Genomic DNA, 13532 nt, shown 5'->3' with positions numbered 1-13532 from the left:
TATGGCGCATCAGAAAATCGTCACAAATGTACGGGAATCGTTAGGGGAGTTCGCTCCGGCATTCGTCGACTACTCGGAAAATGTGTTATTTGGGGACTTATGGAGACGTGAGCAATTATCACTTCGGGATCGTAGCATGATTACGATTTCTGCCTTGGTGATGGGGGGCATGACGGAACAACTCCCCTATCATCTGCACTTGGCTTTAGAGAACGGCTTACAACTTGAAGAAATCGTGGAGGCCATCACCCACCTTTCTTTTTATGTAGGTTGGCCGCGAGCCTCTTCAGCTCTAGAGGTTGCAAAGGATGTAATAGGAAAAAATAAATAACGTCTGACTTTTTAATCCCATCCGTAACCTTTAGGAACTTCATTGGCACTTGTATATAATACGGAAGAAGGGGGTGGGGGAGAAAATGCTTCAGTATATCGAAGAGGCTAAACAAGGAGACCGACAAGCCTTTGAACAGATTGTTAGGCACTTTACACCGATGGCAATTGCAGTTGCGTCCGAAAAGCTGCGTGACTATCAGTTAGCGGAAGATGCTGTGCAGGAAGCTTTCACAGAAGCCTTTTTGCATTTGAATAAATTACGAGCAGTAGAGGCATTCCCGGGCTGGTTTAAAGCTATTGTGGTGCGGCAATGTTATCGCATCTTGCGAAGAAAGCAGCGTCCTGCATTACCCTACGATGAAGCTGCGCAAGCGACAGAATCTTCATTTTCTATAGCAGATATTATTGAAAAAAAGGAAACCCAGCGGCTGGTTCACGAGTCTATAGCTGCATTAACGTCCAATATGCGGATTGCCGTTCAATTATATTATTTTCAAGGCTACTCACTACAAGAGATTGCTGACTTTCTGGGGACTTCGGTTTCGATATTGAAGAAGCGACTTTTTGATGCCCGCCGCAAACTGAAAGGTGCATTGCCTGTGGCAGATGTTCTTTCCGTATTCAACCATTTGTACGAAGGGGGAAAAGATGTGCTTCACATTGTAAATGGAGATGTAGTGGGAGAGAAGCTGCGGCAAGGAATCGTTAAAGGTGATGTACTGGTGTGGAGAGAGGTATATTCGCATGGGCCCGTATTTTTGGATCCTGCCGATGGAGATAACCGTGCAGTTCGAGCGCAATATTTGGAACAAACGATGGGAATTCCGCAGAGGGAATTTATTGAAAATAGTGAGAGGCAAGAGAAGATTTTAGCTGATTTTCATAAATATGAAGAAGTGGTGTTATGGTTCGAGCATGATCTTTTCGATCAGACGATGCTCAGTTATTTACTCCATTGGTTCTCGAAGCAGAAAATGTTAACCACCAAGCTAAGCTTACTATGCATTGGAGAGTATCCGGGAATAAAGTTATTTCGAGGACTTGGACAACTTTCTATAGAGCAGATGGAAACATTATCAGGCACATGGAAGCTAATCGGAGCCAAAGAACTAGAAGCAGGTCAAGCACTCTGGGAAGCCTATGTATCACCGAATCCAGAATTGCTGCAACAACGATTAACTACCGATACATCGGCTTTGCCCTTTGCACATGACGCTTTTCAGGCGCATTTATCGCGCTTTCCCTCTACTACAAACGGACTTGGTATCGTAGAACAACTCACGCTGGAGATGATCTATGAGGGAATAAAATCACCCTATGAGCTGTTCAAAAATGTGGGTGATAAGCTTCATATCTTGGGAATGGGCGACTTGCAATATTGGCATATCCTAAGAAAGCTGGTACAAGGCACGTACCCTTTGCTACAAACCCATGGATGCAATGAGTTCCCTGTTTATAACGATTCAGTAATGCAATTTAAAGACTGTGAGCTTGTATTAACAGAGCTAGGTAAGAGTGTAATAACTGGAAACGAAGACTGGGTACAGAAGAATGGCAGCGATGAGTGGTTTGGAGGTGTACATCTGCAAGGATTGACTCCGCGCTGGCGGTGGAATCCGTTGGTCGGTGCGCTTCAGGATAGAAGTGCCGAGGCGTAATTTATTAATCTAAATGTTTGCTACACAAGGCATATTGAGCATGAAAAGACTTCCACTAACTTGGAGATACTCAAACGCTCCAGAGGGGGAAGTCTTTTTGTGTTGTATCCATATATTATATGAATAGTAAATATAGTATATATCATCTATTTAAAGGGTGATTGATCTTTGTTGGAGAATATTATCTATAGAATAAATAGTGAAAGTATTCACTTGTTGATGTAAAGGGAGGAATATTTGTTACACGATAGGAGGATGATGTATCAATGTCCATACAGAATAAAACAGTAATGATAAGAATTGCAAAAGCGAATTTAAAAGCGGAAAAAACCAAAAATTACTTTATAGGCAGTGTAATAGCTTTAGCTGCATTTTTATTAACTGTTGTAATGACCTTTGGTTATAATTCTTTTACTAACCTACAAAATGAGTCGAATTTCCAAGCTTTATTCTATAACCTCAATAACAATGAAATCTCACGATTGAAAGAAATAGAGGAAATTAATAAAATCGGACTCTATAAGGAAATAGGCAGAGAGAAAAAAGAAGAACGTTTATTGTCCATTCTCTACACGGATCCAGCCATGATGGATTTATCAAATGCCAATATCGTTCTGGGGAAATTTCCTACAAAAGAAAATGAAATTGCAATAGAAAAAGACTTTCAGTTATCCGATGATCGAAGCCTGGGGCTTGGCGATTCTATTTCTTTGCAATTTAGAAACAACGCCAGCAAAGAATTTCAAACCAGCCAATTTGTGATTACTGGAATTCTGCAAACAACCGCATCAGGTAACGAGAATCGAATCGGTTACAATGCTCTGGTATCAAGCGCGTTCGTTGAGGCGGATCCGTTTCTTTCCAAAGAGGATTACTCCGCGGCAATTAGCATCAACAATAGCAGCAGTTATTCTAACGAGGAACTGAAGTCAAAAATCAAAGAAATAGGGCAGCGAATGGGTATCCCTGAGAGAAATATTCAGATCAATAATGTGAATGTGGATAGTAATAATCTGTCAGGAAGCACTGTGATAACCATCCTGTCTATCATGCTGATTATCGTACTGGCTTGTTGGCTTGTCATCTACAATATCTTTTATATTTCAATTACTAAGCGAATTAAACAATACGGACAACTTAGAGCAATCGGTGCAACAAAAAAGCAGATAAAACAGCTTGTTCTATATGAAGGGAAAAATCTTTCAAGAAAATATATCCCTATTGGAGTTATCTTTGGATGTTTAATGAGCTGGATTTTAAGTGGCTTTCACTGGAATGCAGCTCCAAGTTTTTCACTTGCTTTTTTAGCAGGTTTGCTCACCAAAGTAACAGTTAGAGCTTCATTAAACGCACCATCTAAATTCGCATCAAGAATCTCCCCTATAACAGCGATTAGACATGTAGATGCCGATGTTAATACAAAAAAGGAGAAAAGAAACTCTAAAAGACTAACACCATTTTCTTTAGCTGCATTGAACTTATCAAGAAGCAGGAAAAAGACGGTGTTAACTTTGCTGTCTCTTTTTTTAAGCGGAACGCTATTTGTTTCCTTGGGGACATTGTTAAACTCGGTCGACCCAATCTCAAAAGCAGAGAAATATTTTCCAAATCATGGTCAGTTTGATATTCAAATTAATAATGATTTGTATTCTGAAACAACCTCATTAAGTGATCTTCAGACGGAAGGGCAACTATCTACTTCTTTAAAAAATAAAATCCTAGCTATAAATGAAGTTGAGGACGTAATCGAACATCAGTATATTGAAGCTGCTATCGAAGGAATAAAAACGGATGACGGGGCCGCGATAGTCAGTATTGAGAATATCCCTACGTTAAACAACGAAAGAGGGAGTAGTCATTTGGCTGAGGGGAAGATCCCGGATGTTGATTCATCGGATGCATCCTACATTCTTTTGAACAGCGCCAGTAGTGACTTAGATTATTACGGGGCTCATTACGCTGTCGGTGATCATATTTCATTCATAATTGCTAATGATCAGGAGAAGGCCAAACATGATTTTGAGATCATTGGAGATATTCCGGATAAGAATTCAGGAACTTCATTTTATCTTCCACCCAAAGTAATGCAAACTACAGCCCCTTTTAATAGCAATAAGAGCTACGAAGTTATTACTATGGATAAAGCGAATGAAGAGTTAATAAAGAGTGAGTTAGAGGGTATGATTCTCAATGAGGATACACTCAAATTATTGTCTTTTTCCGAAGTTGTGGAATCCAATAGAATTGCTTTTAGAACTATCACTATTTCAGTGTATAGTTTTATGGTTTTTATAGCAGTATTCAGTATGATCAATCTCTTGAACACCATAATCACCACTATTTCTGCAAGAAAAGGGGAGCTAGGCCTTATGCAAGCCATAGGAATGGGCCGAAAACAATTAATGGCTATGTTAACCTATGAAACAGGATTTTTAGTTGTCGGAAGCTTTACGATGGCTCTTGTTACGGGCAATCTAATGGGATACATGATAAGTAAGAGTGCGGGGAATATGGGGGGGCTTTCCTACATTCAATACCAATTCCCTTGGAGTGCTATTTTCCTGTATTTCTTGGTTATTTTACTTGTCCAGACTGGTATGGTTCAGTTTGTTAGACGAACAATATCGAAGCAGAGCATTATAGAGCAATTAAATTAACGATGCGGAAAGTTTAGCTATATTTAATAAATCCCTCGCCTTTATACGGGCCAAACGTGAAAATAAATAGTGAGTAGCAATTAACGTTGAAGGGTGATTTATATGCTGAAACTACCGGTGTATCATTCCGTTATTTCTTCCAATGCCTTAGTACCCGTAATTAATGATCTTTATGAAATCGGGGATGTTTTGGAGTGTAGTTTTTATGAGAACGGACTTAATGATACCTATTTACTAAAGACCTCTATTGATAAATACATTCTTAGGATCTATAAAGCTCATTGGCGAAATAAACATGAGATTGATTTTGAAGTGGAGTTATTGAATCACTTAAATAAGAACAATATCCCTGTATCGGCTCCGGTAATCAGCAGGGATGGTGGTTACCTAATTGAGCTGGAGGCTCCTGAAGGAACACGTTACGCAGTACTGTTTACTTTTGCAAAAGGCAATTATTCCGATGAAAAAACTAGCTGTGAATTATACGGTGAACAAGTGGCTAAGATGCATCTGGCTATGAATGATTTCGAATGTGGGCAGCAAAGATTTACGCTTAATCTGGATCATCTGCTTAAAGAACCGCTTCAATCGATTCGCAAGCCTTTATCCCACAGGCAAGAGGATATCGATTATCTAGAATCTTTGTCGGAAGTATTGGCAAATAGCATAGCAGAAATCTCATCAGAGCTGGATTGGGGGGCATGTCATGGTGATCTTCATGGAGCGAACGTACATTTCTACGAGGATACCCTGACTCATTTCGACTTTGATTGCGGAGGTTTTGGCTGGAGGGCCTATGATGTTTCCGTGTTTTTGTGGTCAAGGGTTAGAGGGAAAGAACGAGAGCATTTTGACAATGAACAATGGACTGTTTTCCTGGAGTCATACCAAAAGCATAAAGTATTATCTGAGAACGATCTAAAGGCAATCCCTATATTTGTTGCTATCCGGGAGATATGGTTGATGGGTCTGCACACAGGGAACGCACAGGTTTGGAGTTGTGGGTGGCAAAACGATCATTACTTCAATACTAATCTGCAATTCCTACGTAATTGGTGTGAAGTTCATTCTATCCAATAGACAATACCCAAACAAGAAGCCACTCCATATTTAGGGGTGGCTTTACTTCAGTCATTATTCATAAACGTCTTATGATAAGCGTTACGATATTGGGTGGGCGTCATGTTTTCGTATTTTCGGAAGAGGCGCATGAAATATTTATCGTCGGTGAACCCCGTCTCTGTCGCGATTTCCCTCACGCTTAATGCGGTTCTGGTTAGTAGCTCCTTCGCTTTAGTCACACGTGCTGAATGGATATATTCCAATGGCCCCATGGAGGTATGCTGTTTAAATAGCCGAGCTAAATAGTCCTTGTTGTAATTGAATTTATCCGCGATGATGGCCACGGTAAGCGGTTCGCTTGCATGTATCCTTGTCCACTCAGCTATTTTGACGAAGGTGACATCTTGCTGTGCGCGGATCAGCTTACTGGCGAACGGCTGAAGTGCATGCTCAGATAGCTCAATTAAAAGCGAGGTCAGCAAATAATTAACGCTGGAATAGGTTAAATACCCCGAATTGGCCACATGAAGGATTTGATTCGCCAGAATATGAATCCGGTCACTATGTTCGATTTTTATGATTTGGGGCAGATATAGATCATGTACGGACCATAAGCGCTGTGTGCGCGAAAAGATTTCTTCTGCCTCAGGCTTCATTTCCTCCTCACTCAGCAATAGCCCCTCGTTTGTCAGTTCGAAATGAAACCAATAAAACTTAACCCCGGGTCGTGACTCTCTATAGCCGACATGTGTGCGATTAGGCATGAGCAGAAGAGCTTCGTCAGGGCCTACTTCAAATTGTTTGTTTTCCTCACTCAAATATACTGTTTCGTTCACGCCAATGATTAGTTCGTAGTTCCCCATAACACGCTCCACATGCTTCCATGGTGTTTCTGAGATAAATTCACCTGCCGCTGTAAAATGAACAGGTACATCTGCATTTATTTTTAAATAGCTCATGCGGTCCTCCTAGCAATCAATAAGTCGGGTTTGTCCACTATTTGTACGACTGATCTACCGACAAATCAACGTTCCGGTGTTATCTTATGGATACAAATATACACTTGTCATCTAACCCTGACAAGATTGCGAGGGAGCGATTTCATTGAAGACGCAAGCTTTTGATCTACAGAACGTACGAATTGATTCAGGTCCACTTCTCCATGCGATGGAGTTAAATACTGATTATTTACTCAAGCTTGAGGCAGATCGGCTTCTGTCGCGTTTTCGCGAATATGCTGGCTTAGAGCCTAAGGCTGCTCACTACGAGGGCTGGGAATCTCAGGGCATTAGCGGCCATACGTTAGGCCATTATATTTCTGGATGTGCGTTAATGTATGCCTCTACGGGAAATGAAGAGCTGCTACAACGCGTGAATTATGTAGTAGATGAATTAGAGCAATGTCAGGATGCGCATGGCAATGGCTTTATTTCCGGCATTCCTCGTGGCAAGGAGTTATTTGAGGAAGTGAAGGCAGGCGACATTCGCTCACAGGGCTTTGACCTCAACGGAGGTTGGGTGCCACTTTACACGATGCATAAGCTGTTTGCAGGTCTTCGCGATGCTTATCGACTGGCCGGCAATCAGAAGGCGCTCGTTATTGAAACGAAGCTGGGCCTGTGGCTTGAGGATATTTTTGCAGGGCTGAGTAAAGATCAGATCCAAGAGGTGCTGCGTTGTGAGTTTGGCGGCATGAATGAAGCGCTGACGGATTTGGCAGAGGATTCCGGGGAAGAGCGTTTCCTCGCGTTAGCGGAAAGCTTTTATCATGGGGAAGTGCTTAATGATCTTGCTATAGAAAAAGATACCCTAGCTGGAAGACATGCTAATACACAGATTCCAAAAATCATCGGAGCTGCTAGACAATATGAGGTAACAGGGCAGGAGCATTATGCAGGTATTTCCCGCTTCTTCTGGGATCGGGTCGTGAATCATCATTCTTATGTGATCGGCGGCAACAGCTATAATGAGCATTTTGGTGAACCGGATAAGTTAAATGACCGATTGGGCGAAGGCTCCTGTGAGACATGCAACACGTACAACATGCTGAAGCTGACCAAGCATATGTTCCAATGGGATGCGTATGCAGCGTATGCGGATTACTACGAACGTGCGATGTATAACCACATCTTAGCCTCTCAGGAGCCGGTAGATGGCCGGGTATGTTACTTTGTATCTCTCGAGATGGGTGGACATAAATCATTTAATTCGCAGTTCGAAAGCTTTACGTGTTGTGTAGGCTCGGGAATGGAAAGCCATTCTATGTATGGCTCGGCGATATACTTCCATAGTGCAGATGAGCTTTATGTCAATCAGTACGTACCTTCTACAGTGGCTTGGAAAGAGCAAGGCATTAGCTTGCAGCAAGAGACCAAGTTCCCGGCAGAGGGACAAGGTGTACTGCGGATCAGTGCAGCACAGCCAACGAAATTCACATTAAAGCTAAGACATCCTTACTGGGCTGAGCAAGGGATGAGTGTTAGCGTAAATGGTGAAGATGTTCAAGTAAATGTAGGCAAATCTAACTACTTTACTTTGGATAGAGAGTGGCAGGATGGAGACGTTGTCGAATACGATATTCCGATGTCGGTGAGAATCGAGACGATGCCGGATAATCCCAACCGAGTTGCCTTCCTTTACGGGCCACTTGTGCTCGCAGGTGATTTTGGGTCTATAAATGCAGAGGCCAATAGCGATCGCGCCCTTGCCTCCGTATTAATCGGAGATCGGGACACACTGACGGACAACCTCATCCAATCTACTGTGAGCAAAAATGTGTTCCGGATGAAAGGTTTAGGGTATACAGGGGATCATGAGCTTCGTCCGTTCTACCCTATGCATGATCATCGTTATTCCGTGTATTGGGATTTGTTCACACCGGAAGAGTGGAAACTGGCAGAGGCTGAATATCGCGAAGCCGTGGAGAATAACTTGCTGCTTGAGCTGTTAACTGTCGATTCCGTACAACCTGCTGAAATGCAGCCTGAACGCGATCATAATTTCACAGGTGAATTTGTAGGCTTAGGCAAAATCCACAATCGCAAGTATCGGGACAGCTGGATCAATGGCTGGTTCTCCTTCACGATGGAAGTTTTGCCGGATGAGCAAGTGGATCTGGTGGTCACGTATCTGAAGTCGAACGATACTTCGCTGGCATTCGATATTTTGGCGGATGGGGAGCAACTTGGTGTAGGCACTCTTGAGTCTGAGGAGATGAATAAGCTGGAGACGATTCGCTATGAACTCCCGCAACCGATCACGAGCGGCAAATCAGCGGTTACGATCAAGTTTGCTTCTCATGAAGGACATAAGGTTGGCCAAGTGGCCGGACTTCGTATCGTTAAACGTAATTCTTGAATTAAAAGGCTTACAGAATTATAATAGGGTCAATTCTTTTAATTGAGGTGAAATGGATGTCTTTCCGTACCGTTACAAGGAACTAGTTATCGGGCTGGGTGAAACGCGTACCAGCTATCAAGGGGGGAGTCTACCCTTTTGATTACAACTAACTAGAGCTTTGTACGGTGCCATAGGCAGCTGTTTTTGTAGAGCCAGGCACTTAACCTATTTAACTTAGAGAACCGTTTATTTGTGGATGGTTTTTTACAGTGAGATAGGGGTGCCTGGCTTTTTTGCATTCAATTAAAAGAGGGGATAAACGATATGTTAAAAAAGAGTCTAGCTCACCTAAAGTGTTGGGTAGGTGGTTATATTTTATTGGGTTTTGCCATTCAGCTGTTAAGTAGTTTAGGTGTTGTTGTCTTTCAAAAAATATTAGATAAGGCCACGGTAATCAACAGTTTTGGTGAAATATCCACATTAATTATAGTGTATGGGGTTCTGCTAGCTGGGGTGGCGATCCTGAATTATATAGACGAATACCCGAGTGTGTTTTTATCGAACAGCATCACGGAGAGGTTAAAGATTATTGCACTGTCCAAAATATCAAAAATGGATTATCAAGCGTATCAGGATATGGGAACAGGGCAAATGATTAAGGTAATCGAGAACGGGGCAGCGGCTGGAAACAGCATTATTTTTTCTTTTTTTCTCAAAACACTACATGAGTTGTTACCTACTCTTCTATTCAGTCTAGTCTTTATCAGCTTCTATGACCTAAGGATCATGTTAGTGATTGCAGCTGGCTATGTGGTCGTCTTTCTGATAACAAATCTGCTGTTGAAATTTCTGTATGCCATGAAGGCAACCATTCTCCAAGAGCAAGAAAAGATGTCCAGATTCTCTATCCGCGGGTTTATGGAATTGGTCGTCTTTAGAACCAACAAGAGATATGAGAAAGAGATCGATAAATTAAGCCAGACCGCGCGCACTATCATTCATAAAAATGCTCAGCTAAAAATGATTCATGAAGCTTTTTTCGCTATATTCGAGTTATTTGTCACGATCATTAAAGTTATTGTCCTGATTTATGGTGTGAAAAGCATTGTCGCAGGCGAGACCTCACTTGGTATTGTGGTCGCATTGTTTATGTTCATCGATAAAATTTATACCCCAATTGCCATCTTCAATGTTTTATTTGTAGATTACAGACTGAATAAAGTGACTTACAGAAGATTCGAGGAATTTATTGCTGCCCCAGAAGATAAGAACTTGGAATCCGGAGAAGCCATCACTGAGCTCCAAGGCAATATTGAGTTTAGGGAGGTGTCCTTTACTTATGGGAATGTGCAGATACTGAATAACCTGTCATTTTCGCTTACGCGAGGAACTTCTGTTGCTATTGTCGGATTAAGTGGAGGCGGGAAATCTACGCTGATTAAATTGATTGTGGGGTTATTAAAAAAGGGCGAAGGTGAACTCTTACTGGACGGTAAGGATATCGATGAGATTCGTTTGAATAGCTACTATGATCATATTTCCTATCTATCCCAAGACACGCCGATTTTCGATGCTACGATAAGAGATAATATTGTATTCGATGAGGATACTCTGTCCGATGAAGAGCTATATGAGATTTTGGAAAAAGTTCATTTGCAGGAAAAAGTAAGCCATTTGCCGGATCGCTTAGATACTTTGGTGGGCGAAAAAGGTCTAAAATTATCAGGAGGCGAAAGACAGCGATTAGCGTTTGCCAGAATCATTGCCCAAAAAAGAAATATTCTAATTCTGGATGAGCCTGTGTCAGCGCTTGATAATATCACTGAGCAGAGTCTTATGGAGACGATTTTGAATGAATTTAAGGACAAAACTATCATCATTGTGGCCCACAGGCTTAATTTTATAAAAGACGTTGATAAGATACTGGTAGTGGATCAAGGGTCAATTGTTGGGGAAGGGAAGTTTGATGATTTAATAGAACAGTGCGAAGCTTTTAAAGCGTTATGGAATAGAAAAATATCGTTTACAGATTATCGATAAATTGCTAGACTCTTCTAAAAAAAAGAGGTGCTATCGATGGCTTGGCCAACACATATTGTAGCGGTGGGTGGAATTGCAATAAATGAAGAGGGAGATATTCTTTTAGTAAAAACACATCATGGTGAGTGGGTATTTCCTGGAGGACAAGTGGAAGTTGGAGAAAACCTAATGGATGCACTAATTCGCGAGATTAAAGAGGAAAGTGGAATAGATGTCGTTGTTTCTCAATTGATTGGCGTGTATTCGAATACAGGTATGCATAAATGGTATGACGGTGAGACGGATGTTCCTACCAAGGTCATGTTAGACTTTATCTGCAAGCCCGTGGGAGGAGAATTAAGTACTTCGGAGGAAACATCTGAAGTGATGTGGGTAGCCAAGGAGAAGGTGCTGGATCTGATTTCTGCAGCGGCTATTCGTACCCGCTATCAAGCTTATTTGGATTTCGATGGAAATACTAGGTACATGGATTATGTAACTGGAGGTGCGTTTGAAGTTAAATTGGATCGGACGGTGTAAAAAAGAAACTTTGAGGCTTTCCCGAAAGGGAAGGCCTCTTTTGTTGGGAATGAGCGATCATTCCGCTATATCGTATAAGGATTGTGACGAATCATCTCAATTAAATTCACTGCGGCTGCTGATAAGGGCTCATTTTTACGTGTACAGATCGCAATGGTATTCTTCAGATGGATTCCTTCTACATATACTCGGCACAATTCTCCACGCTCTACATATTTGCGTACGACTAATGAAGAAACGAAGTTTGCGCCATATCCGGCGATAACGGCTTTGATGGCTTCATGTAGTCCATTAAATTGCAAAGAGATGATAGGAGCGGGTGTGTTGTATGTGCGGCATAAAGATAATAATCGCTCCCGCGTTGAACTTCCTTCTTCACGCATAACAAAGGGTTCCTTCATCATTTCGGATAGAGAAACTTGCTGATTGGCATAACGATGATCGGGTGCGACTACAAACCATAACTCGTCCTGAAATAACTCTTCTGTCTGGATTGTATCTGGATAAGCCTCGGCGATTCCTCCATAAATAGCTATATCCACGTCTACATTTAACAGCTGCTTGAGGGCATCACTTGAGTTGGTAGTGGTGATCATCATCTCCACTTGTTCATATTGTTGCTTAAACTTTGCAATCCAGGTAGGAATGAGAAAGTGAGCAGGCAAATACGTTGCGGCTAGACGGATACTTCCGTTAGTGCCGTTAACATAATCTTGAGCGAATTGTTCAATTTGTTGTTCTACGGCGAACAGTCGCTTGGCGAGTAGAGTAAGCTCTTCCCCAGCATCCGTTAAAGCGATTCCTCTGCCTTGAGGTTTAAATAGGGTAAAGGACAGTTCTTTTTCGAACTTCTTAATCTGCGCAGTGATGGCAGGCTGACTTATATTTAAAATTTCTGAAGCGCGTGTCACACTGCCTGTCGATGCGATTACATGGAATAAGCGTAAGGCATGTAGGTTCATGGTTAAACTCCCATTCTTCGATTTATATATTAAATATATAAATTAGACTTAAAGATATATTATATTTATGATTATAACTGATTTACAATACAGATATAAAGATGAACTTGGAAAGATGAGATTAGGGAAAGGAGTAATGGAGAGGAGGTTTGGAACTGTAGGAGCGTAGCGATCGCCTTTGTCTCCGGATTTCAACCATGAACAAATACTAAAGGAGAAGTGATAAATATGAATCAAACGACTACTTGGGATAAAGTCGATCAGTATATTACAGAGCGCCTGATTCCACAGGACTCTGTGTTGGAAGAAGTGTTGGTCACCAATCAACAGGCAGGGCTGCCGCCCTTTGATGTTTCGCCTAGTCAGGGGAAATTCCTGAATCTACTGGTGCAAATGAAAGGTGCACGCCGGATTTTGGAGATTGGCACCTTGGGCGGGTACAGTACGATTTGGATGGCAAGAGCCCTGCCGTCTGACGGACAGATAGTTACTTTGGAGCTGGATCCCATTCATGCGCAGGTAGCTAAAGCTAATCTTTCGCTTGCCGAGGTGGATCATCTGGTAGAGCTTCGTGTAGGGGATGCATTAGAGCAACTGTCTCAGATGAAACAAGAGGGCGTTGAACCCTTCGACTTTATTTTTATAGATGCCGATAAACCGAATAATCCTAACTATTTAAAGTGGGCTCTGCAATTCTCCCAGCCCGGAACGGTGATCATTGGAGATAATGTGATTCGTGAAGGTGAGGTCATTAATGAGAATAGCGAAGACCCTCGTGTAGTAGGCGTACGGGAATTTTATGATCTCTTGGCTGAAGAGCCTAGAATTTCAGCTACTGCCATTCAGACGGTGGGAAGCAAAGGTTATGATGGATTTGTATTGGGGATTGTGAATAGCTGAGGGATTTCACAGGTCCTCTGAGCGTTACGGACCCCAGTGACGCTATTGCTTAGAAAGAGGTT

The 13532-nt window shown here is 42.0% G+C and carries 10 protein-coding genes; 8 read left to right on the top strand and 2 right to left on the bottom strand.

All coding sequences use genetic code 11. The annotated features are described in order from the left end of the window. Position 1: 1 nt before the first annotated feature. From NST45_RS25180 to NST45_RS25165, 4 genes are all read left to right on the top strand, one after another. Positions 2-331, top strand: a complete 330-nt coding sequence (locus tag NST45_RS25180; protein ID WP_076124622.1) for a carboxymuconolactone decarboxylase family protein — start codon at positions 2-4, stop codon at positions 329-331. A gap of 85 nt (positions 332-416) precedes the next feature. Further along, complete coding sequence (locus NST45_RS25175) at positions 417-1991, top strand: sigma-70 family RNA polymerase sigma factor (RefSeq protein ID WP_326046915.1); 1575 nt, start codon at positions 417-419, stop codon at positions 1989-1991. A gap of 266 nt (positions 1992-2257) precedes the next feature. Beyond that, complete coding sequence (locus NST45_RS25170) at positions 2258-4648, top strand: ABC transporter permease (RefSeq protein WP_339824122.1); 2391 nt, start codon at positions 2258-2260, stop codon at positions 4646-4648. A 102-nt stretch (positions 4649-4750) separates the two neighbouring features. Then, on the top strand, positions 4751-5728 hold the full coding sequence (locus tag NST45_RS25165) for a phosphotransferase (protein ID WP_339824120.1): 978 nt from the start codon (positions 4751-4753) through the stop codon (positions 5726-5728). 47 nt (positions 5729-5775) lie between these two features. Here NST45_RS25165 and NST45_RS25160 read toward each other — a convergent pair whose 3' ends face one another. Further along, entirely contained in the window at positions 5776-6669 is an 894-nt protein-coding gene (locus NST45_RS25160) for a helix-turn-helix transcriptional regulator (protein WP_036682739.1), read from the bottom strand. A gap of 145 nt (positions 6670-6814) precedes the next feature. On the opposite strand from NST45_RS25160, the gene NST45_RS25155 reads away from it, so the two are divergent. From NST45_RS25155 to NST45_RS25145, 3 genes are all read left to right on the top strand, one after another. Then, positions 6815-9067 carry a glycoside hydrolase family 127 protein gene (locus tag NST45_RS25155; RefSeq protein WP_076142323.1) on the top strand — a complete coding sequence of 751 codons (2253 nt, stop codon included), beginning with the start codon at positions 6815-6817 and terminating at the stop codon, positions 9065-9067. A 306-nt stretch (positions 9068-9373) separates the two neighbouring features. Next, positions 9374-11089 (top strand): ABC transporter ATP-binding protein, encoded by a 1716-nt coding sequence (locus NST45_RS25150; protein WP_339824118.1) that lies wholly within the window; start codon positions 9374-9376, stop codon positions 11087-11089. A gap of 36 nt (positions 11090-11125) precedes the next feature. Beyond that, on the top strand, positions 11126-11608 hold the full coding sequence (locus NST45_RS25145) for an NUDIX domain-containing protein (protein WP_339824116.1): 483 nt from the start codon (positions 11126-11128) through the stop codon (positions 11606-11608). Positions 11609-11673: 65 nt separating this feature from the next. Here the strand turns inward: NST45_RS25145 and NST45_RS25140 are convergent, their stop codons facing one another. Further along, entirely contained in the window at positions 11674-12570 is an 897-nt protein-coding gene (locus NST45_RS25140) for a LysR family transcriptional regulator (protein WP_076101240.1), read from the bottom strand. A 228-nt stretch (positions 12571-12798) separates the two neighbouring features. Between NST45_RS25140 and NST45_RS25135 the strand changes: the two genes are divergently transcribed. Next, positions 12799-13470 carry an O-methyltransferase gene (locus NST45_RS25135; protein WP_076101242.1) on the top strand — a complete coding sequence of 224 codons (672 nt, stop codon included), beginning with the start codon at positions 12799-12801 and terminating at the stop codon, positions 13468-13470. Positions 13471-13532: the final 62 nt, after the last annotated feature.

This window comes from Paenibacillus sp. FSL R7-0163 (assembly GCF_037969975.1).
GTDB lineage: Bacteria > Bacillota > Bacilli > Paenibacillales > Paenibacillaceae > Paenibacillus_AQ > Paenibacillus_AQ odorifer.
This window is presented reverse-complemented; position numbering and strand designations above follow the sequence as displayed.

Bases quoted from the DNA above. Each gene is read 5' to 3' on its own strand.
- NST45_RS25150 (WP_339824118.1), top strand. From the start codon at position 9,374: ATGTTAAAAAAGAGTCTAGCTCACCTAAAGTGTTGGGTAGGTGGTTAT.
- NST45_RS25160 (WP_036682739.1), bottom strand. From the start codon at position 6,669: ATGAGCTATTTAAAAATAAATGCAGATGTACCTGTTCATTTTACAGCG.
- NST45_RS25170 (WP_339824122.1), top strand. From the start codon at position 2,258: ATGTCCATACAGAATAAAACAGTAATGATAAGAATTGCAAAAGCGAAT.
- NST45_RS25135 (WP_076101242.1), top strand. From the start codon at position 12,799: ATGAATCAAACGACTACTTGGGATAAAGTCGATCAGTATATTACAGAG.
- NST45_RS25145 (WP_339824116.1), top strand. From the start codon at position 11,126: ATGGCTTGGCCAACACATATTGTAGCGGTGGGTGGAATTGCAATAAAT.
- NST45_RS25140 (WP_076101240.1), bottom strand. From the start codon at position 12,570: ATGAACCTACATGCCTTACGCTTATTCCATGTAATCGCATCGACAGGC.
- NST45_RS25180 (WP_076124622.1), top strand. From the start codon at position 2: ATGGCGCATCAGAAAATCGTCACAAATGTACGGGAATCGTTAGGGGAG.
- NST45_RS25175 (WP_326046915.1), top strand. From the start codon at position 417: ATGCTTCAGTATATCGAAGAGGCTAAACAAGGAGACCGACAAGCCTTT.
- NST45_RS25165 (WP_339824120.1), top strand. From the start codon at position 4,751: ATGCTGAAACTACCGGTGTATCATTCCGTTATTTCTTCCAATGCCTTA.